Annotated in this window: 27 protein-coding genes and 1 pseudogene; 17 read left to right on the top strand and 11 right to left on the bottom strand. The window is 53.2% G+C overall.

Features of this window, described 5'->3' with window-relative positions:
• Positions 1-20 precede the first annotated feature (20 nt).
• The 3 genes and pseudogenes from ACIQAL_RS21840 to ACIQAL_RS21830 form a co-directional block, all read left to right on the top strand.
• A pseudogene (locus tag ACIQAL_RS21840) lies at positions 21-296 on the top strand (transposase); the annotation flags it as partial.
• Positions 297-665: 369 nt separating this feature from the next.
• A complete protein-coding gene (locus ACIQAL_RS21835; protein WP_401149389.1) occupies positions 666-1,271 on the top strand; it encodes an N-acetyltransferase in 606 nt (201 codons plus the stop codon).
• Positions 1,268-2,227, top strand: coding sequence for a tyrosine-type recombinase/integrase (locus ACIQAL_RS21830; protein WP_401149386.1), 960 nt, complete (start codon positions 1,268-1,270; stop codon positions 2,225-2,227). The genes ACIQAL_RS21835 and ACIQAL_RS21830 overlap by 4 nt, the downstream gene beginning before the upstream one ends.
• 50 nt (positions 2,228-2,277) lie before the next feature.
• Here ACIQAL_RS21830 and ACIQAL_RS21825 read toward each other — a convergent pair whose 3' ends face one another.
• On the bottom strand, positions 2,278-2,637 hold the full coding sequence (locus ACIQAL_RS21825) for a hypothetical protein (RefSeq protein WP_401149383.1): 360 nt from the start codon (positions 2,635-2,637) through the stop codon (positions 2,278-2,280).
• An 820-nt stretch (positions 2,638-3,457) separates the two neighbouring features.
• Between ACIQAL_RS21825 and ACIQAL_RS21820 the strand changes: the two genes are divergently transcribed.
• The gene (locus ACIQAL_RS21820; RefSeq protein WP_401149380.1) at positions 3,458-3,733 is read left to right on the top strand and encodes a DUF3509 domain-containing protein; all 276 of its coding nucleotides are present in this window, start codon (positions 3,458-3,460) and stop codon (positions 3,731-3,733) included.
• 125 nt (positions 3,734-3,858) lie between these two features.
• Here the strand turns inward: ACIQAL_RS21820 and ACIQAL_RS21815 are convergent, their stop codons facing one another.
• Both ACIQAL_RS21815 and ACIQAL_RS21810 read right to left on the bottom strand, forming a co-directional pair.
• Positions 3,859-4,149: a hypothetical protein gene (locus tag ACIQAL_RS21815; protein WP_401149377.1), complete on the bottom strand. Its 291-nt coding sequence runs from the start codon at positions 4,147-4,149 to the stop codon at positions 3,859-3,861.
• A gap of 96 nt (positions 4,150-4,245) precedes the next feature.
• Complete coding sequence (locus ACIQAL_RS21810) at positions 4,246-4,461, bottom strand: DUF2934 domain-containing protein (protein ID WP_401149374.1); 216 nt, start codon at positions 4,459-4,461, stop codon at positions 4,246-4,248.
• A 393-nt stretch (positions 4,462-4,854) separates the two neighbouring features.
• On the opposite strand from ACIQAL_RS21810, the gene ACIQAL_RS21805 reads away from it, so the two are divergent.
• Together ACIQAL_RS21805 and ACIQAL_RS21800 are read left to right on the top strand one after the other, a co-directional pair.
• A complete protein-coding gene (locus tag ACIQAL_RS21805) occupies positions 4,855-5,046 on the top strand; it encodes a general stress protein (RefSeq protein ID WP_401149371.1) in 192 nt (63 codons plus the stop codon).
• A gap of 170 nt (positions 5,047-5,216) precedes the next feature.
• On the top strand, positions 5,217-5,477 hold the full coding sequence (locus ACIQAL_RS21800) for a metallothionein family protein (protein ID WP_401149368.1): 261 nt from the start codon (positions 5,217-5,219) through the stop codon (positions 5,475-5,477).
• A gap of 249 nt (positions 5,478-5,726) precedes the next feature.
• Here ACIQAL_RS21800 and ACIQAL_RS21795 read toward each other — a convergent pair whose 3' ends face one another.
• Positions 5,727-6,797: a glycosyltransferase gene (locus ACIQAL_RS21795; protein ID WP_401149803.1), complete on the bottom strand. Its 1,071-nt coding sequence runs from the start codon at positions 6,795-6,797 to the stop codon at positions 5,727-5,729.
• 1,223 nt (positions 6,798-8,020) lie between these two features.
• On the opposite strand from ACIQAL_RS21795, the gene ACIQAL_RS21790 reads away from it, so the two are divergent.
• The 3 genes from ACIQAL_RS21790 to ACIQAL_RS21780 all read left to right on the top strand — a co-directional run bounded on the left by ACIQAL_RS21790 (position 8,021) and on the right by ACIQAL_RS21780 (position 10,822).
• Positions 8,021-9,313: an APC family permease gene (locus ACIQAL_RS21790; protein ID WP_401149365.1), complete on the top strand. Its 1,293-nt coding sequence runs from the start codon at positions 8,021-8,023 to the stop codon at positions 9,311-9,313.
• Positions 9,314-9,324: 11 nt separating this feature from the next.
• The gene (locus tag ACIQAL_RS21785) at positions 9,325-10,104 is read left to right on the top strand and encodes an OBAP family protein (protein ID WP_401149801.1); all 780 of its coding nucleotides are present in this window, start codon (positions 9,325-9,327) and stop codon (positions 10,102-10,104) included.
• 214 nt (positions 10,105-10,318) lie between these two features.
• Positions 10,319-10,822: a helix-turn-helix domain-containing protein gene (locus ACIQAL_RS21780; RefSeq protein WP_401149362.1), complete on the top strand. Its 504-nt coding sequence runs from the start codon at positions 10,319-10,321 to the stop codon at positions 10,820-10,822.
• 127 nt (positions 10,823-10,949) lie between these two features.
• On the opposite strand, the gene ACIQAL_RS21775 is transcribed toward ACIQAL_RS21780, so the two are convergent.
• Both ACIQAL_RS21775 and ACIQAL_RS21770 read right to left on the bottom strand, forming a co-directional pair.
• Positions 10,950-11,168 (bottom strand): hypothetical protein, encoded by a 219-nt coding sequence (locus ACIQAL_RS21775; RefSeq protein ID WP_401149360.1) that lies wholly within the window; start codon positions 11,166-11,168, stop codon positions 10,950-10,952.
• A 289-nt stretch (positions 11,169-11,457) separates the two neighbouring features.
• Positions 11,458-11,703, bottom strand: a complete 246-nt coding sequence (locus ACIQAL_RS21770) for a hypothetical protein (RefSeq protein WP_401149358.1) — start codon at positions 11,701-11,703, stop codon at positions 11,458-11,460.
• A 241-nt stretch (positions 11,704-11,944) separates the two neighbouring features.
• On the opposite strand from ACIQAL_RS21770, the gene ACIQAL_RS21765 reads away from it, so the two are divergent.
• The 3 genes from ACIQAL_RS21765 to ACIQAL_RS21755 all read left to right on the top strand — a co-directional run bounded on the left by ACIQAL_RS21765 (position 11,945) and on the right by ACIQAL_RS21755 (position 13,404).
• A complete protein-coding gene (locus ACIQAL_RS21765; protein WP_401149355.1) occupies positions 11,945-12,343 on the top strand; it encodes a response regulator in 399 nt (132 codons plus the stop codon).
• Positions 12,344-12,638: 295 nt separating this feature from the next.
• The gene (locus ACIQAL_RS21760) at positions 12,639-13,136 is read left to right on the top strand and encodes a CinA family protein (RefSeq protein WP_401149353.1); all 498 of its coding nucleotides are present in this window, start codon (positions 12,639-12,641) and stop codon (positions 13,134-13,136) included.
• Between the two features lie 193 nt (positions 13,137-13,329).
• Entirely contained in the window at positions 13,330-13,404 is a 75-nt protein-coding gene (locus ACIQAL_RS21755) for a hypothetical protein (protein WP_401149800.1), read from the top strand.
• 147 nt (positions 13,405-13,551) lie between these two features.
• On the opposite strand, the gene ACIQAL_RS21750 is transcribed toward ACIQAL_RS21755, so the two are convergent.
• The gene (locus ACIQAL_RS21750; RefSeq protein ID WP_401149350.1) at positions 13,552-14,064 is read right to left on the bottom strand and encodes a DUF4142 domain-containing protein; all 513 of its coding nucleotides are present in this window, start codon (positions 14,062-14,064) and stop codon (positions 13,552-13,554) included.
• Between the two features lie 223 nt (positions 14,065-14,287).
• Between ACIQAL_RS21750 and ACIQAL_RS21745 the strand changes: the two genes are divergently transcribed.
• Both ACIQAL_RS21745 and ACIQAL_RS21740 read left to right on the top strand, forming a co-directional pair.
• Entirely contained in the window at positions 14,288-14,788 is a 501-nt protein-coding gene (locus ACIQAL_RS21745; protein ID WP_401149347.1) for a ferritin-like domain-containing protein, read from the top strand.
• 109 nt (positions 14,789-14,897) lie between these two features.
• Positions 14,898-15,086 carry a hypothetical protein gene (locus ACIQAL_RS21740; RefSeq protein WP_401149344.1) on the top strand — a complete coding sequence of 63 codons (189 nt, stop codon included), beginning with the start codon at positions 14,898-14,900 and terminating at the stop codon, positions 15,084-15,086.
• Positions 15,087-15,163: 77 nt separating this feature from the next.
• Here the strand turns inward: ACIQAL_RS21740 and ACIQAL_RS21735 are convergent, their stop codons facing one another.
• Both ACIQAL_RS21735 and ACIQAL_RS21730 read right to left on the bottom strand, forming a co-directional pair.
• The gene (locus tag ACIQAL_RS21735) at positions 15,164-15,385 is read right to left on the bottom strand and encodes a PLDc N-terminal domain-containing protein (protein WP_401149342.1); all 222 of its coding nucleotides are present in this window, start codon (positions 15,383-15,385) and stop codon (positions 15,164-15,166) included.
• A gap of 112 nt (positions 15,386-15,497) precedes the next feature.
• Positions 15,498-15,905, bottom strand: coding sequence for an RcnB family protein (locus ACIQAL_RS21730; protein WP_401149339.1), 408 nt, complete (start codon positions 15,903-15,905; stop codon positions 15,498-15,500).
• Positions 15,906-16,109: 204 nt separating this feature from the next.
• On the opposite strand from ACIQAL_RS21730, the gene ACIQAL_RS21725 reads away from it, so the two are divergent.
• The 3 genes from ACIQAL_RS21725 (at position 16,110) to ACIQAL_RS21715 (ending at position 18,700) form a co-directional block, all read left to right on the top strand.
• Positions 16,110-16,619: a ferritin-like domain-containing protein gene (locus ACIQAL_RS21725; RefSeq protein ID WP_401149336.1), complete on the top strand. Its 510-nt coding sequence runs from the start codon at positions 16,110-16,112 to the stop codon at positions 16,617-16,619.
• 187 nt (positions 16,620-16,806) lie between these two features.
• Positions 16,807-17,694 carry a manganese catalase family protein gene (locus tag ACIQAL_RS21720; protein ID WP_401149334.1) on the top strand — a complete coding sequence of 296 codons (888 nt, stop codon included), beginning with the start codon at positions 16,807-16,809 and terminating at the stop codon, positions 17,692-17,694.
• 478 nt (positions 17,695-18,172) lie between these two features.
• Positions 18,173-18,700, top strand: a complete 528-nt coding sequence (locus ACIQAL_RS21715; protein ID WP_401149331.1) for a hypothetical protein — start codon at positions 18,173-18,175, stop codon at positions 18,698-18,700.
• A 362-nt stretch (positions 18,701-19,062) separates the two neighbouring features.
• On the opposite strand, the gene ACIQAL_RS21710 is transcribed toward ACIQAL_RS21715, so the two are convergent.
• Together ACIQAL_RS21710 and ACIQAL_RS21705 are read right to left on the bottom strand one after the other, a co-directional pair.
• Positions 19,063-19,542, bottom strand: a complete 480-nt coding sequence (locus tag ACIQAL_RS21710; protein ID WP_401149329.1) for a cupin domain-containing protein — start codon at positions 19,540-19,542, stop codon at positions 19,063-19,065.
• Positions 19,543-20,034: 492 nt separating this feature from the next.
• Entirely contained in the window at positions 20,035-20,220 is a 186-nt protein-coding gene (locus ACIQAL_RS21705) for a hypothetical protein (protein ID WP_401149326.1), read from the bottom strand.
• Positions 20,221-20,743: the final 523 nt, after the last annotated feature.

Here is a 20,743-nt window from a genome sequence, read left to right as displayed (position 1 = left end):
AGGTCCAAATAGGAGGTACCATGAGTTGTCAGCGTTACCCCGAAGAACTCAAGATCGAAGCGGTCAAGCAAGTGACTGAGAAAGGCAAACCTGTCGCCGATGTTGCCAGCGACCGGGCATGTCCTTTCACAGCCTCTGCGCCTGGATCAAGCTCTACAGCAAACCCCAAGAGCAGCGTCAGCAAGACGATGACCAGCAAGCCGAGCTGCGTCAGCTTCGCTCCGAACTCAAGCGTGTGACTGAAGAGCGAGACATCTTAAAAAGGCCGCCGCGTACTTTGCCAAGGAGTGCAGCTGAGCAAACGCTATTTCCTGAGCGTGGAGAGTATCTAGAAAATCCGGGGCGATTCACTTGCTTGATCTGTAGCGCCCCAATCGGTTGTCCAAAACAAAGAATATCTCCCAGAGATGCGCTGGGTCCCGACATGGTGACACCACAAGATAGGCCCGCCGTGATCATCTCACTAGACCCTGAGCGATCCGCTGAACATGAGGCAGACAGACCATAGGTTGGCAAATTACTACAGTCATAGTGATACAGACCCCTCCTCCTTCAACTAATCCAGTACCTACGATTGATCGGAGGCGTATCGCGGCCCGATAACGCAGAAGCGTCTACGGTCATTTTATGACGAAAAAAAAGCCAGGGTCATTAACGAATAAATAATGATAAAATACGTTATCATCAGTTTTGAGGCAGGAGGCCGTATGTCTGTTTTTAGGAAAATTCGAGAAATTCACCATAGACGTAATGCAAAAAATCTGGATCAGGAAAGCAACACTGTCGCACTAGTCACCGTGCGGGAAGAATCGCATCGCGGGAATTTCGTTTACCCCGGCATTGACACCCTTGCCCACATAGAGGTCGAGGGTGTCCGCGTCGGAGAAGTGGACTATGGCATCAATCCACTCGGTGATCGGCTCTACATCAATATGATCGAAATTCGAAGCGGGTTTCGTTTTCGGGGTTATGCGCTGGCGACCCTTTGGCGACTGTGGAAAATGCACCAGGTGCCGATCATTCCACTGCATCAGCGTGGTGACTCAATTCTGTTTTGGGCCAAAGCACGAAAACGCTTTGCAGCGGCCGGCGGGCAGCTTGAGCAGGACCTGCGAGTGAGCGAGATGGACCAGGCGAAACAACGTTGGGCGCACCTGGTGCCCGAGCTGCCTTACGAACGCAAGATCCGCGAAATGCAGGCCTCGCCAGAATGGCCGCAAATTAAAGCTGAGCTCATCAAAGCCCGTCACCATTCAGGGTCTAATAAATGAAGGACATGATCGTTGTCGCCGAAGGCGAACGCCGCCTGACGGCGGCTGAATTTCAGCACCTGGCCGCAGTGCCGGCCGCGGTGGAATGGTTCGCCAATATCGACAACCCTCGGACCCGTCGTGCCTACCAGGCGGATCTGGAAGATTTCTGTGGGTTTGTTGGACTGTCCGCAGCGCAAGAGTTTCGCTCGGTGAACCGGGCGCACGTGCTGGCTTGGCGCGCTCAGTTGGAACACCGTGGGCTGGCAGGGGCAACGATCCGGCGCAAGCTCGCTGCGCTGGCCAGCTTGTTCGATCATTTGCTGGAAAGCAACGCGGTCGCCGGCGGTAATCCGGTGCACGGCGTGAAACGCCCGAAGATCGAAAGCAATGAAGGCAAGACCCCGGCGCTAGGTGATCACCAGGCGAAAGTGCTGCTCGATGCGCCTGACCCAGAGACTCTTAAAGGTCTGCGCGATCGGGCAATTCTGGCAGTGCTGCTGTACCACGGCCTGCGCCGCGAAGAAGCGGCCTTATTAATGGTGGCGGACCTGCAGGAGCGACGCGGCATCAAGCACCTGCGTATTCACGGCAAGGGCAACAAGCTGCGATTTCTGCCCTTGCACCCGGTGGCTTTGGAGCGGATTTATGCGTACCTGGAAGCGACCGCGCATCACCAGCTCGACAGCAAGGCGCCGCTGTTTTTGCCGTTGCGCGGACGCTCGACCGGTGTCGGCATCAGCGCCGACGGCATCTATGCGTTGGTCGGCAAATACGCCAAAGCGGCGGGTATCGAAGTCGCAGGATTAGGTGTGCACGGCTTGCGAGCCACGGCCGCCACCAACGCATTGGACCACGAGGCCGACATCGCCAAGGTGCAGGTCTGGCTGGGGCACGCCAATATCAGCACCACGCGGATCTACGATCGGCGGCAAAGCCGACCTGAGGACTCCCCGACCTTCCGGGTTAAATATTGAAGACTGCGCGGAGCTCAACCCGCGCATAAAGACCGATCAGACGAGGCGGCTCAATAAAACAACCCTTTCTTGCCAGGGCCACCCCAACTCGCTACATACAAGGTGCATTGGGTATGGTCATGCTCTTTCAGCACGTAGCGAGTGATGACACCCGAAGGATTTGCATAAAAGGTCAGCTCGCAATAGCTCGTCGGCGGCTGGTAGTAGCCTCCCGCAACCTCCCCCATGACCATCTGACCGTTCCCATCCTGGCCCTGGGCCTCTTGATGCGTCGTATTGACGTAGCCCCCATTTTTGCCAAACGTCCAGTAGTAGCCAGTTTCAGCGCCGTTTTTGAACACTGGGGTAGGCGGGTTTCCCCATTTTTGCAGTAAGGCGTTCACGTTCAGACCCACCCATGACTGGGCCACTTCGTGCGGGTCCTTATTTAAAAGAGTGATGCACCCAGCCAGCTGGAGCGTGCTAGTCAGTAAACCAAGCGTCAAAAAACGCCGGTACATTGCAGAAGTTATGCGGCCCAAAACCCTACCCCCTTTTTAGATTTATTCGCGCTGCAGCCATATCTCAGCGTGTCACGGCAGTTTAGCGTTCCGCCTGGAGACAACCAGTCCTTGAGCACCAGGCCGAAATGGCCCAGCTTAAGGGTGACTCACCACACCACCGTGAACATGACCGGATCTGCGATACGTCGGCTCCGATTCAAGGCAATCACATTCAGATGAATTTCCGAAAGAGGCTGCGAGGACAGTTCTACGCAGATTCGATAGACACCAGTTCGATTTACTTGAACTTTTTGCGCGCCGCTTTGGTGGCGTCAAGCTCTGCCTGCAGTGCGCCTGGGCCGCCTCACAGTCATTTTGCCCTAGTTTCGATGTTTGAGACCTACTGAAAGTCGACAGTTGCGAGCCTCAATGCTGCCCTGTCTGAAAGGCCAGCAAGCCCGATCCTTCATGCTGGGCGTTTGCCCGACAATCGTCAGCTTGACGTTCTTGGGAGCCTCAGCCGAAGCGATATCCGAGGGGCTGACCGCAACTTGATAGCGCTTGGAGCTGGCTCAAGAGCCTTTGCTTTTTGCCCTATCTGTAACGGATCAATCAGGCAAAATGCCTGACGGCCCAATACAGTAGTAATCCTATCCCATTGAAATAAAGAGGAAAATTTAGAACTGCGAATATGGCACGCTTGCTGCGATGACGATTGCATATTCCAGCCTGCAGCGAGTTCGCGATAATGCATCAAATCGAAAAGCTTCTATCCGCTTTTTCCGAATTTCAAACCAGCACCCAATCCCGTCCCGATGGTGGTCTGCTGTTCAAGATGCGGGACAGGACTGGCCGCAGCGTCACGCGCGTTCTGTCCTACCATCAGCTGCAAAGCAGCTTGCAAATCGAATGGGTCATTGGAGCCATCAAACGTGACCTAGCAATGCAACCAGGCGAGCTGCCCGCCATTGCCTCCCTGCAAAGCCAGCACCGTTTCGACATGCCGACCTACATTCACCGCTAAAGCGCTCTACCGAATCTCTCCTTCAACCACGGTTCATCCGTGGTTTTTTTTGCCCACGCATCCGTCTAGAGTTTTCATAATAAAATGCAGGTGCTTTCTCCTACAGATGCTCAGCTTGGTCCCGTCTAGCTAACTCCCCAGTGTTCCGCAAGGTCGTTATTGAGCTTGAGTGACAGGTCGGAAAAGTGAGTTTCTTTTGATAAAGCAGACTTCTCTATTTCACAACAAAGGGCATCGTCCGCTGCGTTCTTAAGAACTTGCCACTCCTCTAGGCTTATGATGTTCTGCAGCACTAATTCATCAGCTCGGCGGATTAATGCCTTGTGGTAATCTTCAGGTCTATCAGCGCGATACAAATCGTCATAGAGGATGAGGTACCACGCCTCTAGCTTGGATTTCTTTGAAAGCATTGACATGAATAACTCCTTAACCAATTGCCGGAAACATCTCATAGCAATCCGGCAACTTGGTTAGACTAAACTGTCTGAAATGTCCATAAAAAAGGGGCGATGCTATTCTCTATCGTTTGCGTCCTCGAGCATCGCTACATGGACACCAGAGGACGGCCCGTCCTGGGCAGCTGACGCAGTGCCTTCATTTGTAGGCACTTGTTCCGCTTCTAATTGTTCACCAGCTTCGCGCCAGTGATCCGCATGGGAACCCTCCGGGGAGCCATCACGTTGCCACAATTCATACGCACGTTTACGAATTTCGTTTTCATCAATCATATCTTTGCCCTCTTCTCAATAGCTTTGACCGTGCGGCTCGATATGGGATTTTTTTCACACCGTGTTTACCGCGACCAAATCTAGTTTTCATTACTTCAGATGCGGACTAGGCTAACATCCGATTTTCCTTTTTGGCACGTTAACGATAGACCGTGAGCTGAGGGTAAAGATGTTAAATTGGACCAACGGCATACATCGTACATTTATCGTCGTAAGATATCGCATCAAGAAAGGTCAACTCTCATCCAAACAGATGTACATTATCTATACTATCCAATTGAATAACATCTTGCCGTTCGTCTGCATTATCAAATTTCAAATCAACGTCGTGCAAAGCGGTCCGTCTTAACGATAACCCATCAACTGTGATGGGTGCTCATATTGGAGAAAGCTATGACAACTGAAAACAAAAACCCCGGCAACTTCGCGAATGATCCGAAAAAAGCATCCGAGGCCGGAAAGAAGGGTGGGCAAGCATCCGGTGGAAATTTCGCCAACGATCCCGAGAAGGCATCTGAAGCTGGAAAAAAAGGAGGGCAGAACAGTAATAGCGGCGGGAATAGTGGCGGGCGTGATAAATCCTAAGTCATGAGGAATGGTGGCCTTGGCACCCGCATCGACAGCAATAGCTTTCGTCGCGGGTGCCAGCCGCTATTAAAGCAGCTGCGAGTTGTGTATGGCCAAACGCGCAAATTATTCAAATGGCTGTTCATAAATTCAGGAGCTATGCATCGAAGAATACCGGAGATTGAACGATGGATTCGCGTGATCAATTAGGGAAATGTGCCTGTACGGATTGTAAATGTATGGCGAGCGCCGTCGAAAATTTTCGACGTGATGGAAAGGGCTATTGCAGTCAAGCGTGCGCTGACCTACATCCGGCAGGGGCCAGGTGTTCGGACGAAACCTGCCATTGTGACCAAATCACTGCCACCCAAAACCGGTCGATCAGTGAGTCTCAGCTCGATCAGGCGGTGGAGGAGAGCTTTCCGGCTAGCGACCCTATTTCTCCCTGAATATTCACGCGTGTCCTCAATAATCGAAGCCAGCAGCGCGCGCTCAACCATGATTGAGTAACGGTATCTCGCAAAACCTTGCTCGCTGGTCTAAATCCGCGGCGGCATGGCGAAGAGTTGCTGAACGTCCTTTCATCAGCACCCGACCGATCACCGGTATCATAGTGACCACAGCTAGGCTATCCGACTGATAACCTATCTCCCGCTCACTGGCCCACCAGATCATTCACATGCTGCCACCATCCACTCCTAAACGGAGCCAGCGTTTTCCTCTTTCGGTCCGTTAGCGTTGAACGTTATTGCTTCAGAAATGCTACCAAACGAAGGGCGGGGTCGGAGTCTAGCTACCTTCGCCAAAGCAGCCTCGTAACGTGACACTTGCTCGCTAAAGGACCACCGGTTTAGTGCGGTAGCCCTGCAGGCATCAGATGACAATTTAAGGGCCAATCTGATTGCACCTGCCAAGGCGGCTACATCGTCAGGGTCGACCAACACACCCACATCGCGGGTGACTAATTCTGGCAGGGCTCCACGACGGAAACCCGCAACTGGCGTTCCACACGCAATAGCCTCCGCGACGACTAATCCAAACGGCTCTTCCCAACGGGGAGTTACGAGTGCGACCGAAGAACCAGCGACTTCCGCCGCTAGCGCGGCCCTAGAAAGGTGGCCTAGATACGTGACACCTGAGCCCAACCGCGGTTGGATGTATTGCGCGAAATAGACAGGATCTGAAATAGGCCCAGCAACCCGCAGCGTAATGTTCGCCATCCTTGCTGCGTCTATTGCCAGATGGAGCCCTTTTTCAGGCACTATACGCCCTGACCAGATCCCCGAATCTGATCGCGGGCCGAGGGGCCTCCACAATTCTAGATCCACTGCGTTAGGAATGACTTCGCAGGCTGAAATCAATTTACCCCAATTCTTCGCGTTCGCTTGGGAGGGCGAACACAAATATCCTCCTACATCAGGGTGGGCATAAGCCTGACTCAGCTCCGGAATTGGCGGTGTATGAAGCACAGTCAGCATCGGGGTTCTGATGGAAGTCGCCATTGTCGGTGGCACATAATGCAAGCTGTTGTTAAATATAACGTCAAGTCCATGTAGATCAACCGTTAGCATTATCTGCAGATACTCGCGATGTGCCAACAAAGAGAAGTCTGACTCGCCATAGATGGTGCCTAACGAACTGGGTGTCAGACACTGGATTGACATCAAGCTTTCTGGATCGCCTCTTACGCCAAACACAATCAGTTCATGCCCGCGATTTCTAAGTTCGGTGATCAAATCGTGCGTAAACGCCTCTAGACCACCGTACATAGGCTCGGCTAGGGCATATTTGTTATGAGTAATTAATCCTATACGCATAGCGAAGGCTCCGCAAAACAGTAGTAATTATTAGTTAGCAACGACCTCATCAAGTTCGATTTATTTATTAGCGACGGGAGATAAATTCTAAAAAAAAAACGTATAACCATCAATATGGATAGTTTTCTGATAAATCGGCCTCTCGGGTAATTTTTACTATCCGAACGGATAGCATACGGAAATTTGATCAAAACCAAACCCTTTGCGTCCAATAAGGGTCACGAAGAGTTAGCGGTAGCATTCTGACAGTAGTGACATATTAGGTTCAATGTTGGCCATCGCTCACGCTATATGAAAATTATGCTTGGATCGTTTCGCGATAAAAAATTGTCTTGCAGCTTTTCCTTCACGGTAAATTTCTCAATTTGTAGTCGAACAGAGAGGGTAGCCATTCGAATGGGCACGTCACAAAATGGGGTGTCAAAAGATAGTTTTTTACAACGCACATTCTGGAAATCTTGTAGTCAACCATGTGTGCGTTTAGCGCACACCCTCGGTAATCCTTAAGCCCGCCTAGCGGGCCTTTTTTCTACTTAGAAATTCAGAAGCGTCGTATGAGATCAGATGCCCCAAAAAAAACAGCTGAATCCCAGGAGTGCAGGCATTCGTTTGTTCGCAAGGCCTACTACTTGGGAGTCAATTTTGATGGCTATATCTGCCTTTCTTGCGGCGAACGATTTCCAGAGGCCGCCGCTGGGAGACCTCGTCAGGCAAAGCTTAAAGATTGAGCTATTACAAATGCCAAGAAAAACTTGTGAAATGCTACCTCTGTGATATGGATGCCCAACGAGCCGAATCCAGTTCAGCCGGTGAGATTGTAAGCTGCCGGGACTGTGGTACCTACAAAATATCAGAGATCGTCCTTAGGAATTTAGGGGCGAGAAAAATCAATTTTTTCCAAGATGCGTGACGACCTGCATCGACAACGTCAGTACAACGCTACGGCTGTCGCCGAGATCAATACTGAAACGGCGATATGGGCGTGAACGTTGATGACTAACAATAGCGAGATGAGATGAATTTTACCAAGTTGCGGTGATCTTTCTATTAGCCGTGTGTCATCTGCGGTAAGTCCGTCGAGATTCCCTCACGGACGGGACGAAAGCAGGGAGTGGCACATGTCAACGAAAACGTCTCAGCCTCGCACGGCGCTCAAAAGAGCGGTAAGCGGGCCCATGTTGCTGTTGTTCATACTGGGCGACGTGCTAGGCGCCGGCGTGTATGCGCTGGCGGGCACCATTGCCGGTCAAGTGGGCGGCGCGATCTGGGTACCGTTGCTGATCGCTCTGTGTTTCGCGTTGCTGACCGCAGGGTCTTACGCCGAACTGGTGACCAAATACCCGCACGCCGGGGCCTCTTCGGTATTCGCCGGGAAAGCCTTCAAGTCGCCGCTGATCTCGTTTCTGGTGGGGTTTTGCATGTTGGCCGCGGGGGTGACCAGCGCGGCGGGGCTTTCCTTGGCGTTCGCCGGCGATTACCTCTCGGCATTCGTGGACGTCTCGCCACCGGTGGCGGCCCTGCTGTTCCTGGGCGTGATTGCACTGCTCAATGCGCGTGGCATCAAGGAGTCCCTGTCGGCGAATCTGGTCATGACGGTGATCGAGGTCTCCGGGCTGTTGATCGTGATCTTTGCCGCCGTCTGGTTCTTCCGCACGGGCGAAGCGGACCTGGGCAGAGCGCTCACCTTCAAGCCAGGTGTGAATCCGGCGATTGCCGTGCTGAGCGCGGCGCTGCTGGCCTTCTATTCGTTCGTTGGCTTTGAGACCTCAGCCAATCTCGCCGAAGAGATTCGCGACGTGCGCAAGACCTACCCTCGCTCGCTGTTTGGCGCGCTGCTAATCGCCGGGGCGATTTACATGGGTGTCGCAGTCGCCGCAGCCGCCGTCATGCCTGTCGAGCGGCTGCTCACCTCGTCGGCGCCGCTGCTAGAGGTGGTGAAAGCATCCGGATTGGGCATCTCCCCGCGCCTGTTCGCGTTCATTGCGTTGGTGGCCGTCGCCAACGGCGCGCTGTTGACCATGATCATGTCGAGTCGGCTGGCCTACGGCATGGCCTGCCAAGGGTTGCTCCCCGGTGCGCTGACCCGGGTTTTGCCGCACCGACGCACCCCGGGCATGGCCATTCTGGTGACGTCAGTCGTCGCCATCGTGCTGACCCTCACGGGGTCTTTGCAAACCCTGGCGCAGACCGTGGTGCTGTTGCTGTTGTTCGTCTTTATCAGCACTAATCTGGCAGTACTCGTGCTGCGCAAGGACAAGGTTGAGACCCCGCATTTCAGAGTACCGACCTGGATGCCGGTGCTGGGCATCGTGTCTTGCCTGCTGCTCTTGAGCCAGCAGGGAGTGGACACATGGCTCCGCGCCGGGGCATTGATTCTGGTCGGCGTGGTCCTGCATGTCAGCGCCCGCGCAGGTGGTGTGCGCCCCGTGGCGCCTGCCGACATCCAACTGGCGCATGAGAAACCATGATGATCTCTCGTATGCATACCCAACGTTCTTCTTCAGCCAAACTGACGTTCTTGGCGACCGGCCTGACTTCACTGATGGCCTGTTCTACGCATCGCTCCCCTTCCCCCGTTGAAAGCCCAGGAAAGCCAGCCACGCCGATGACCAGGGCCCTTGAGACGGGCGCAGACATTCTGCAAAGCCACGCGCCAGTGGATCAGCTAAATGCTTACCTTGACGGATTCCACTTCTACAACGGCAACCGCCAGGCGCAGATGGAGGCGCATCACTACTGTTCAGTATTGAATGAGGAGGTCATCCAGTGCGCCATCTTCGACGGCAACACCAAGGATGCCAAGCTGATGGGCGTTGAGTACATCATCAGTGCAGCGTTATTTGCCCAGTTACCCGATGAAGAAAAGGCGCTGTGGCACAGCCACAAGCATGAAGTGAAATCGGGGCAGCTGATAGCACCAGGCATTCCTGAGCCTGCCGAGCATGCGCTGATGGAAAAGCTGGTGAATACCTATGGCAAGACTTGGCACACCTGGCATACAGATCAGGACAAAACGCTTCCCTTGGGGGTGCCGCAACTCATGATGGGCTTCACCGCCGACGGGCAGGCCAATCCACGATTGATTGGGGAACGAGACCATCGATTCGGCATCAGCAGTGAGGCTAATCGAACCGCACGTGCAGATATCCTCGCACCGGACCCATTACCTGAGGCAGATGCCTGGCGTCATGGCAAGGTCATACAGATCAACGATCCCACTGGCACCTCACACACAGTGCATCCGCAGAGCGCTCAATAACGATAAGCATGGCGGATGCTGGCTAGCCGGATATTGTCTTCTAAACCATGAAGTACCCGGTCATCGATTCAATGCATTGAGGGGTGTTTAGGCTTCATTAAGGTGTATGATTGACCTCTAAGTACGAGGTATTTTCGCTGAATTAGGGAATCTCGCGCTCCAGCCCCCATTGCACTCACCGATTCGAGTGAGTGAATTTCGCAGGAGTTTGCACATGGATACGCTTGGCTTACGCATAAAAAAAGAACGTAAAAGACTAGGCTTCACGCAAGTGGCATTTGCAAAGATCGGCGGGGTCGAACCTAATGCACAAGGCCACTATGAAAGCGGCTACCGATCACCCAAAGCCGATTATCTTCAGAAGCTAAGCGATGCTGGTGTAGACGTCGCCTATCTGTTCTCAAGTACGCCTTTGGCTCTATCAGAATCGAAACAGGTCGAACCCGATACGACGCACCCCTCGCTGCAACGTCAGCCCAGCTCCATGGAGGATGCCCAGTCGACGGCTGTCCATGTCAGCTCGCTCCTAAGCGCACTCCACACCAGTTTATCTGATACGACCGACGTGATCGTCGGCGTTGCCAGCTGTTTCAGCCTTCCTAATACCGGTCCACGAGAACAGAATTTCGAGCGTCAAGTGACAGCCTTCAGAGAAGACGCACGGCGGTTTATCAATCAGGCGTCGTTCAGAATCAAGTGCTCGACGCTTGATAGCTGATCTCGCTAGTTTATATCGTAGGGCAATACTCATCATGCTGGGCTTATAGGACTTAGAGCCTTCCTTCTATTTGCCCAAATCGATTAGCCCCTGAAGCTGTGTCGACATGATTAAATTTGGACTCAGGTCATTTGAGCCGAATGACGTTAGGGTATTTACTGCTGGCTGATTCGTGATACATGTCGTCGAACCATCCTGCTATCTCGTGTTCCTCAATAAAGTCAGGTATCACGATTTCCATAAGCCTTGAATATTTGCCTTGGCCTTCGTCGACGCGAAAGATCTGCCAACCATTTTCAGTCTTCATCACACCCAACGTTCGGCCAAAAACCTCAAATATCATCATGCTCTCTCTTTCCTATCACAGTTCGCGTTCGCGGTTACGCGTGGCGGCTTTCAGCTTATCGCACTTCGACTCCCCAGATCCCCTCAGAATGAAATTGAAGACCTGGTATGTGCATTGAATGCCGCTGAAGGACCTCAAGCCATCGAGCACGAACGAGCCATGCAAGTGGCCTTTTATCCTGGCCCTCGAAAAAGCGAAGGGGCTGCGACCAGCTGACATCAAGGGCGCTGTACATGATGTTCGACGATGCGGTAGAGGCCGATTGCGAAGCTTGGCATCCATTGAGTAATCACCGGGGAATCAGAACCTGGATTTTCTGACCAAGCGCCTGATCGAACATGGCGTTTAGCCGTTCCGCATCCTCTTCAGTAATACTGCCGGCCTTCAAACTGGCCTGGATGAAGTCATCACATCGGATCGCACGGGTCATGAGCTGCTCTGCAGAACGGGCATCTTTCAAACGCTGAAACAACTCCTCTATCACATTGCTAAACCCCTCGGGCAAAAGGGCCCCGTATGAATTGCTTTCGCTCACATTTCACCTTCGTCTTTGAAGCCATTCAGGTCCCCGCTACGGAATCCCGAAGTCGTCTTAATTATTTTTCTGTGCGTATGATACGAGTGAGCGCGGTTCGCGAAAAGAATTCCGAGATTTGCGCCGAGCTGCATTTTTGTAGACGAATCGCGCATCCAAGCGCAGCGCTGCAGTCAGCGCTTCATGAGGCAGGCTCAAGACGATAATATTGAACGGATATTTGTTGAAGTGAGCTGGAACTGTGAAACCGATTCTCATTGTCGAGGATGACCCTCGTGACCTGGAACTGACGCTGGTAGCCCTGGAACGGAGTCAACTGGCGAACGAAGTCGTATCCGTCGCCGATGGCGCTCAGGCGCTGGATTATCTGATGCGTAGAAATGCTTTTGCCAGCCGAATTGAAGGTAATCCTGCGGTCATATTGCTGGATTTGAAGCTGCCAAAGATCAATGGTCTGGAGGTGCTGGCGGCTGTTCGCAACACTGAAAACCTGCGAAACATTCCAATCGTGATGCTCACAAACTCCAAGGAGCCCGTCGATCTGAGCCGAGCTTATGAGCTGGGTGTGAATTCATACGTTGTGAAGCCGGTGGTGTTCCAGGATTTCGTTGCAGCCGTCGCCGATTTGGGGATCTTTTAGGCTGTGCTGAACGAGCCACCTCCCGGATCAATGCAGGCGTCACTCCGGTCACCAAAGACCTAAACACTCTAGCCCGCACGTTGCATAGATGCCTCGGATCTCAAGATTTGGCGGCTCACCCTCTCCAGCGTCTACCCAGGTCTGTCTCAGCCTGGGTAGACCCCTTAACCATTCGGTTGATGCCGATTCATCCCCGCTATCAGATGTGGTCACCGCAGCGAGCGGGAAATAAAGTGCAGCCGAACACTCTGCGCCATGTCTAACGCTCATGAACGAACGAGTGGTGGAGTGGACAATGAACCCTTCTGAGACAGTCCAATACCTGGAAGAACATGGATTATTGCTTGCGACAGCAGAGTCCTGCACGGCCGGTCGCATTGTCGCCTTGCTCGCTGAAGTACCAGGCAGCGGGGCCTTCGTCGAATGCGGCTATGTGGTCTACTCACCCGAAGCCAAGCAGCGCCTTTTGGGCGTGAGCCCTCAAACGATCAAGCATTTCAACCTGACCAGTATCGAAGTCGCGTATGAGATGGTGAAAGGCGTGTTACGGGATAGCCCAGCCAATGTGGCGATTGCCACGACCGGCCTGTGTGGAACAGAGGACGTTGATGGTATCCCAGCCGGCACGGTGTGCTTTGCCTGGGGATTCCGGCATGGTCAGCACGTAAGCGTTTTCACCCGAAAACACCGCTTTTTCGGGGACCGAGCATCGCTGCAGCATGATGCCGCGATACATGCGTTAGAAATGCTGCCTCATTTTCATGCGCGCATGATGGCAGGAGAATCCGCTTAGAAAAACGCAATGCGCCACTGTTTCTTATGCCTTACCCATTTAGATGGACTTAAAGGGTGCAATGTCTGTCAACCACAGACAACAATCATAAGGAACGCCGTCATGGGCATGTCTTTGCTGGAACTGCGACACATCATTGATGTCGGGCTTCCTGCCGATAAAATGCCGATGCTCGGTCGATCAAAATGGCGACCTGACAATCGAACTGGTTGACCCGTCCACCGGTACCAATCTGGTCACGGGAGGAATCCCTGTCACCAGCCTTTAAACCAGTCGCGATATCGCCAACCTGATTGGCGAGCTCAAGGCAGAACTCGGCTTGTCCTCATCTCAGACTGAACGTGTCCGAGCCTCATGAATTTCTGAGACCCTGGCCGGTCGGAGATCGCCGGGCTAAGCCCGGCGCCTCTTAGCGTCAGTTGGCAGCGTCCCCACCGTGAGCTTTGGCCAATGCCTGCGCATGGGCAAGGTGCTCTTTCAGCTTAGGCAACGTTTCAGCAGCAAAGGCTTTGAGTTCTGGATCTTTGCCATTGGTAGCCTCGTCCTTAAAAATCTTGATCGTGGCCTCGTGAGCTTTTACCTGGTTGTTGGCATAAGCCTGATCAAACGACTTCGAGCTGCGCAATTCCAGAATCATGGATTTGGCCTTGTCCATGAGCTGAGCGTCATCAGACACTTTCAGCTTTTTGGAACCAGCGATCGACTTGAGTTTGGCGTTCGCCGCGGTGTGATCCTTGATCATCATGTCCGCAAAGCTCTTGACGTCGGCAGCGCTGGCCTTTTCCTGTGCAAGCTTGCCAGCCTCCACTTCTGCGACACCTTTTGCAGAAGCGTCCTCAACGAAGTCGTCGTTATCCGTAGCAGCGTAGGCATGGCCTGCCAGCGTGACCATCAGGGCAAGTGCAGAAGTTTTAAAGAGATGTGCCATGGGATCATTCCTTTTTAGTGATCAGTCGTGCGTTCGGTTGCGTTTGTTTCGAGCAACTCGCCTGGTCAGAGGTTCAGCGTTTCCACCGCATGGATAATCAACAGCTTTTGTAGGCCGTCCATCAGACGTCTCGGAACCGTCGGTGACAATGCCGGGTCGAGGTATGTACTGGACTTGATTCCAGCCTCAGCATCTCAATCATCAATGGACGAGGAGACACACCATGGCTAGAACAACCGTTGACGATCTATTCATTCACGAACTGTCTGATGTCTACAGCGCCGAAAAGCAGATCACCAAGGCCCTGCCCCGGCTTGCACGGGCTGCGACCAACCCCAAACTTGCCGAAGCCTTCACTTCGCATCTTGAGGAGACTCAAGGTCAGATTGAACGCATCGATCAGCTGGTGGAACAGGCGGGTTTGAAACTCAAGAGAATGAAGTGCGTAGCCATGGAAGGTCTGATCGAGGAGAGCAAAGAGCTGCTCGATGAGATCGAAAAGGGCGAGGTACTGGATGCGGCTTTGATTGGTGCGAGTCAGAAGGTTGAGCATTACGAGATTGCTTCCTACGGCACGCTGATCGCAATGGCCAAGCACCTCGGTCTGACAGATGCCGCGAATCTGCTGGCTGAAACGCTGGCCGAAGAAAAAGCGGCTGATGAGAAACTGTCAGCGATCGCGGAGCAAGGCGGCAATCAAGCAGCAACGCTGACGAAGAAATGAAGCCGGCTAAGGGGCTCTGATGCGACGCTGGGCGCTCTCGTAGCGCTCAGCTCGCCAGGTGGTGATGTAGCACTCGTCACACCCGCACGTGCCATTGAGGGAGAATGTCATGCCAGCAACTGAAAATGCCCGTACTGATTTGCGCGAGCCCTCCGAAGAGTTCGAAGCCAAATTCCAGAGTACCTTTACCCACTTCCATGCTGACGCAAAAGCCTTGAAACGCGGAATGCGAACTGCCTTGTTCGTGCAACGATTCAAGCGTGGATTGACGATCCCAATTCCGGTCGGACAAGGTTGACTCTGACTACTCTTTGGAAAAAGCCCGTGACTTGCACGGGCTTTTTTGTTCCACCGAAGAGTCGAAATGCCGCACCCTCAACCCTTGCTATGCTCCTTCGACGTAGGAGGCTGTGCGACACCTCGGGGTCCAAAGATGCCCCAGATGACCACACCCACCAGGGGCAAAATGATCACCAGCAATGCCCATCCCAGCTTTGTCCCTGGAGCCTTTGTCGTTCGCCATACACTGGCTATGACCCAGGCATCCAGAAGCAACAGCACTATGGCGAAAACTACAGAAACAAGCGTCATGTCCATTTCACACCTTCAACGTTTCATACGTAAGTGGGTAATTCAGACGAAGAGAAAAAGCATCCCGCTGACCTCAAAGCACCAAAAGTGAGGTGGGAGGAGCGCCTGCGCGTCTAAATCACTTGGTGGTGTCGGATTTCTCGATCATCTGCTTGATCGTTCCAGTGGGTATATCCACCAGCAGATATTTGTCCTGAATCTCGACCCATTGTTCGTTTTTTTCAGGTGCTTTCAGGTGCCGCTTTTCCCAATCCTTGAGTGCCAGGCTGTCGCGTTGATATTGATCCGGGACGTTGTCCCCTTCCTTGAACTCTTTGACACCAGCACCTGGCCTATCCAAAGAGACACTGGGCTCTTCAGCGCCGTAAGAAACGCTGGAGAGACTACATAGGGCGGCTAGAACCAATGACGGCAGATATTTCCGATTGATCATGGTGGCTCCGCATAACAATTGAATGGTTAACAACTTTGTGACTGTCATCACAACGGATGTATCCATCTCATTTTGTTGACCGCGCAGGCCCATCCCAGTCATTCGAGGCCATCGAGTCATTTAGGCTGAACAGATCCGCATCCTGACACTCACTCTTTATGCGGATGTGAATCCGTGGTCAAAACTCCTTTAGCCCACAGTCATGTGGGCTTTTTTAATCTGGATCGGATCGGCGACATGCAAGCTGGCTCGCAGAGATCGTCGATCCGCAGGCAACCTCTGAAAAAGGACCTTCCCATGGCAACTCCACAAGAAAACCTGCTGGACTGGCTGCGTGATGCTCATGCGATGGAGCAGCAAGCAGAAAAGATGCTCAAGGCACAGTCTGAGCGGCTTGAGCATTATCCCAAACTGAAAGCGCGAATTGATCTGCATCTACAGGAAACCCTTGGCCAACAGAAACTGGTCGATGAATGCATCACCCGCTTAGGTGGGAGCTCTTCCACGCTCAAGGATATGGCAGGCAAGCTTATGGCGTTCGGCCAGGCCTTGGGCGGCTCAATGATGAGCGATGAGGTCATTAAGGGCGCCATGGCCGGCTACGTGTTCGAAAATGTTGAGATCGCCACCTACACCGTGTTGATTGCTGCTGCGAAAGCGGCAGGCGATACGCAGACAGCGGCGGCCTGCGAACAGATCTTGCCTCAGGAAGAAGCGATGGCTCAGTGGCTACTCGCGCACTTGCCTGAGCTGACTGAAGCCTTTTTGGCACGCTCAGCGAACCCTGATACCGAGGCCAAGAAATAGACTCGCTACCGCCCTGGCAAGCCAGTGCCCAGTGCGCTGGTTTGCCAACTTTCCCAAGGTTTGCTTTTACCGTTCGTCCTGAACAGTACAAATAACAGAGACAAACCGGCCTGGCCCTCCTCGAAACTTATGCAAGCGCAAATGCCCACAGAGGCATTTCGCATAACCTGAGCCAGAGGAAAGCCTAATGTTTCTACACAATAAGCGTCTTCAGTATACCGTCCGCGTCGCAGCACCTAATCCAGGTCTTGCAAACTTGCTCCTTGAGCAGTTCGGCGGTGCCCAGGGGGAACTCGCTGCCGCCGCTCGCTACTTTACCCAGGCTTTGGCAGAAGAAGATCCAGGTCGCAAGGATCTGCTGATGGACATTGCCACCGAAGAGCTGAGCCACCTTGAAATCGTCGGTTCAATCATCGTCATGCTCAACAAGGGCGCCAAGGGTCAGCTGGCTGAGGGTGTGCAGGAAGAAGGCGAGCTCTATCGTGCAATCAATGGCGCGGGTAACGATTCGCATATCACCAGCCTGCTCTACGGCGCCGGTGCACCGCTGGTGAACTCAGCAGGCGTACCTTGGACTGCCGCATACGTAGACTCGATCACTGAACCTACTGCGGATTTTCGATCCAACATCGCGGCTGAGGCACGGGCCAAGATCGTTTATGAGCGCCTGATGAACGTGGTGGACGATCCAGGTATCAAGGATGCACTGGGCTTTCTGATGACCCGCGAAATCGCGCATCAACTGTCCTTCGAGAAAGCGCTGCATTCGATCCAGCCAAATTTCCCACAGGGCAAGCTGCCAGGCATGCCAGAGTTCGCGCGCACGTATTTCAGCATGTCGAACGGCGAGCCGAACGTGCGGGGCCCATGGAACAGCGATGCCGATTTTGAATACGTCGAGAATCCGCACCCGGCTGTTGATGGCGGCGATGGCACTGCATCTGTGGATCTATCCGAAGCGGATGCGGTGACGTTGACCATGCTGAAAGAACGCACCAAGTCCGATCTGACCGCCTCCCCTGTTACCGGCGCGGACCTGGGATCTGGGTTGGCCCAGGGCAAAGAAACTCTCTAACGGTAGAGTATTGGGCGCTTGCAAAAGGCGCCCTTTTTTCATTCCAAAAGGACTGGGGCATGAAAACACTAAGCAAGAATAACAATGTACAGATTGCTCGGTTGGGGTCGCGGCCTTCCGTATTTCTGGGTCTTTTTATATTTTTCACCGGCTTTGCGGTGTTGATAGTTGAAGGGCTGGACTTGCTATCCCGATGAGGGTACGGCCATGAACAATAACGGACGGCGATTTACAAAACTTTTCAGGGCTGCGAAAACCTACATTGCGCACCTGATACGTCCTGCAGGACCCAGGGAAAGGCTGTTGCACCAATGCCGAAGCGCAAGCAGCTGCAGGCGTTCCACGCGTGATGTGCCCATTGTGGCAACCGAAAGCTGCAGATCAAACTTCGAATCGCCGTATCAAGCGTCTATGCGCTTCTGACACCCCAGTTTTTACCTTTGCGTCGTCAGAGCAGAAAATTCTATCAAGGATACATATGAAAATTGCCTGCCTTGGCTGGGGTTCATTGATCTGGAATCCGGGAGAGCTCTCGCTCGCATCTGAATGGCAGACCGACGGCCCCATGCTCCCTATTGAATTCTCCCGTGTAGGGGATGGAGGCGAATTGGCGACTGCCATATGCCTGAATGCACCGCCGTGCCAGGTACTTTGGGCACCGCTGAGCTGTGAGTCGCTTGACTTGGCGGTATCTGCACTACGAAAGCGGGAAAAAATTCCTTTTGATCGCGAGGATGGCGTGGGTGTTTTCACTATCAACAGTTTGACGGTGGGTGTGCTGGGCAAGTGGGCAGCTGATCGCCAATTGGACGCCGTCATCTGGACCGCATTACCGCCTCGTTTCGAGAGGGTTGAAGGGCTCATTCCTTCGCTCGATGACGTACTCTCCTATCTGATAGGCCTGGATGGGCAAACATTGCAACATGCAAAGTTTTACATGGAAAACGTGCCGGAACAGATTGAAACCCCTTATCGGAAGGAGATCAAAAAACTGGGTTGGGATTGATTTTAGGTCCTCAGTAAATTTGATCCACGCTGCCGGAGCCAACTCAGAGCGTTGTCTACAGACCGATACGGGACAATATGGCGTGGTCCTGGCTGATCACAAATGATCAATGCCCCTTGTAATTGCTTGTGAATTTTGAGACAATTTTCTACTTATCAGCCTCGTACGCAGTGATTCAGTTCACTGGCCGTTGAGGTGAGAAAACCGGCCTAGCGCCGTTTTTTTCGTTTCTAAGGACTGAAAATATTGCGTACGTCCTGCTTCGCGTGATCCGTTCCGGAGCATCGTTGAAATCCGCTTTCATCCATACCTACCTGTGGTGTCGTCCTGGCTATCGGCGTTGTTTCTCGGCGACAGGTTCGTCAATCATAAGGTCGTCCATCTTTATGCGTGAAAATCCACACACCATTTGGTCCCGCGACCGCTTGAATATCGTCTGAAGGGTAAGTCACGCTATCTCCCCTACTACGGTCGCCGACCTCCAAGATAACGCAATTCTGCCCAGACCGATTCTCCAGATGGTGCGCACGCCCATTAGAAGGAAATCCTGCAACCATCCCGGGAGCCAGGTCTATCACAGCGTCCCCAAGATGCAACGTGGGATAGCCTTCCAATACGTATATGAACTCGTCTTGCTGAGAATGGGTATGGTGAAGCGCGGAAAGGCTTCTTGGGGAAAGATGGACCAGGTTTACACCAAAGTTTTTAATATTGAAGAGGTCGCCAAGCGGGCGCTTGTCGCGACCTTGCATGAGCGATGCAAAAGGTTCGGGGTAGTTGCTGGAGCGTGTTCTTTTGGGTACCTCAACAGCAAGGAGGGGGGATTGCTCTTGGTCTAACATTTTTACTCCTTAATATCTGCTATCTACTCACCCTAGAGCAGTGTGCAAGATATGGCGATTCGGCGCAAAAATCATGCAGGGTCGATGGCGTGATGGCGTGACTGTGCACAGACAAACGCGCAGAGGCAGTTGTGCGCAGCCTGGATCTTGTCGAGCCGCACCTGCAGCTCGTTGTTTAGCTCCGGCGCCAGGTCCAACGCGCTGAGCTCAGTTTCGGCGATAGGCCGGGAGTGATGAGTTCACTGCCGGCAAGAAGATGAGGCGTGCGAGTGTTCCTTCGGCGAGTGAGGACAGGATGTGCGTAAACCGTTTTCCCTTATTGGTCAACGACTATTTTGGTGTAGCGGTCTTTTCTCCGGCGCATCCATAAAGTCAGGCGCTAATATCATGCGATCCCAGAGGTTTATTTTTCCTCCACTGCATTCCCGCCTCACCACTACAAAATAGTGAACTATGTGCGCAAGACGCAGACCTGACGTTAATAACTGCCGGTTATCTTGGCTCGGAATGGTTTTCAGGGAGCGTAGCTCGGGTCTTGGGCTTGCCTAACACATAAGTTACGCCGCCATCCTTGGTGCTTTCGACAAATCCCAGTAGCCGCCAACCCTGTTCGAGCAGTTGGTTGGCCTCTTCGGCAGTATGACCTTCTTTCACGACTGCAATGGTTTCAAACGACATAACTGGCTTCCTGATATGGGTGAGGGCATGACATCAGACACTGAGGCTAAAACGGCGTTCTATGGCGATGCCGCTCGTCAAGCTAGCTCCACGTGTGACCCCCGGCACCGATTTCTATCGCCTTGCAGTTTCACCTGTTTCTCCCAGGTCGAATCGCCTTCGGAAGATGCCACCAGCCCGTTCCCTGAGGAGCACATGGGTGCGCTCCTGCAATGCCGGGGCTATCCGCGCCGAGTCCATCTCACTGTTTCCGCGCTTGACCCGCCGCTTATGCACCATCGATCGGAATTGGCAGAGCCTTTCTGCACGGCTTACCCAGGTACGCGTCCACCATAGGGGTGCGCCATACGAGTGCTGCGCCTCTGCTTTCGCCAACTGCCTATGTCTGTATCTAGATTATTCGCAGATCATTGCCAGGATGGGCTTTAGCCAGCGCCTGGACGTCGTTAGCCGGAAAGTGTGACGAAGCCGAAAACTCCAGCAGCCAGCGAGCGGCGGCCTCCTGCCACTGCTGCGCTGGAGG

The organism is Pseudomonas sp. NPDC088368, assembly GCF_044753445.1.
Classification (GTDB): Bacteria; Pseudomonadota; Gammaproteobacteria; order Pseudomonadales; family Pseudomonadaceae; genus Aquipseudomonas; species Aquipseudomonas bambusae.
The sequence above is the reverse complement of the archived record's forward strand: the minus strand, read 5'-3'. Positions and strand labels throughout refer to the sequence as shown.

Coding starts and splice junctions, on each gene's coding strand:
- ACIQAL_RS21835 (WP_401149389.1), top strand. CDS start 666: ATGATAAAATACGTTATCATCAGTTTTGAGGCAGGAGGCCGTATGTCT.
- ACIQAL_RS21830 (WP_401149386.1), top strand. CDS start 1,268: ATGAAGGACATGATCGTTGTCGCCGAAGGCGAACGCCGCCTGACGGCG.
- ACIQAL_RS21820 (WP_401149380.1), top strand. CDS start 3,458: ATGCATCAAATCGAAAAGCTTCTATCCGCTTTTTCCGAATTTCAAACC.
- ACIQAL_RS21815 (WP_401149377.1), bottom strand. CDS start 4,149: ATGTCAATGCTTTCAAAGAAATCCAAGCTAGAGGCGTGGTACCTCATC.
- ACIQAL_RS21810 (WP_401149374.1), bottom strand. CDS start 4,461: ATGATTGATGAAAACGAAATTCGTAAACGTGCGTATGAATTGTGGCAA.
- ACIQAL_RS21805 (WP_401149371.1), top strand. CDS start 4,855: ATGACAACTGAAAACAAAAACCCCGGCAACTTCGCGAATGATCCGAAA.
- ACIQAL_RS21800 (WP_401149368.1), top strand. CDS start 5,217: ATGGATTCGCGTGATCAATTAGGGAAATGTGCCTGTACGGATTGTAAA.
- ACIQAL_RS21795 (WP_401149803.1), bottom strand. CDS start 6,797: ATGTACGGTGGTCTAGAGGCGTTTACGCACGATTTGATCACCGAACTT.
- ACIQAL_RS21790 (WP_401149365.1), top strand. CDS start 8,021: ATGTTGCTGTTGTTCATACTGGGCGACGTGCTAGGCGCCGGCGTGTAT.
- ACIQAL_RS21785 (WP_401149801.1), top strand. CDS start 9,325: ATGCATACCCAACGTTCTTCTTCAGCCAAACTGACGTTCTTGGCGACC.
- ACIQAL_RS21780 (WP_401149362.1), top strand. CDS start 10,319: ATGGATACGCTTGGCTTACGCATAAAAAAAGAACGTAAAAGACTAGGC.
- ACIQAL_RS21775 (WP_401149360.1), bottom strand. CDS start 11,168: ATGATGATATTTGAGGTTTTTGGCCGAACGTTGGGTGTGATGAAGACT.
- ACIQAL_RS21760 (WP_401149353.1), top strand. CDS start 12,639: ATGAACCCTTCTGAGACAGTCCAATACCTGGAAGAACATGGATTATTG.
- ACIQAL_RS21750 (WP_401149350.1), bottom strand. CDS start 14,064: ATGGCACATCTCTTTAAAACTTCTGCACTTGCCCTGATGGTCACGCTG.
- ACIQAL_RS21745 (WP_401149347.1), top strand. CDS start 14,288: ATGGCTAGAACAACCGTTGACGATCTATTCATTCACGAACTGTCTGAT.
- ACIQAL_RS21740 (WP_401149344.1), top strand. CDS start 14,898: ATGCCAGCAACTGAAAATGCCCGTACTGATTTGCGCGAGCCCTCCGAA.
- ACIQAL_RS21735 (WP_401149342.1), bottom strand. CDS start 15,385: ATGGACATGACGCTTGTTTCTGTAGTTTTCGCCATAGTGCTGTTGCTT.
- ACIQAL_RS21730 (WP_401149339.1), bottom strand. CDS start 15,905: ATGGGCCTGCGCGGTCAACAAAATGAGATGGATACATCCGTTGTGATG.
- ACIQAL_RS21725 (WP_401149336.1), top strand. CDS start 16,110: ATGGCAACTCCACAAGAAAACCTGCTGGACTGGCTGCGTGATGCTCAT.
- ACIQAL_RS21720 (WP_401149334.1), top strand. CDS start 16,807: ATGTTTCTACACAATAAGCGTCTTCAGTATACCGTCCGCGTCGCAGCA.
- ACIQAL_RS21715 (WP_401149331.1), top strand. CDS start 18,173: ATGAAAATTGCCTGCCTTGGCTGGGGTTCATTGATCTGGAATCCGGGA.
- ACIQAL_RS21710 (WP_401149329.1), bottom strand. CDS start 19,542: ATGTTAGACCAAGAGCAATCCCCCCTCCTTGCTGTTGAGGTACCCAAA.
- ACIQAL_RS21705 (WP_401149326.1), bottom strand. CDS start 20,220: ATGTCGTTTGAAACCATTGCAGTCGTGAAAGAAGGTCATACTGCCGAA.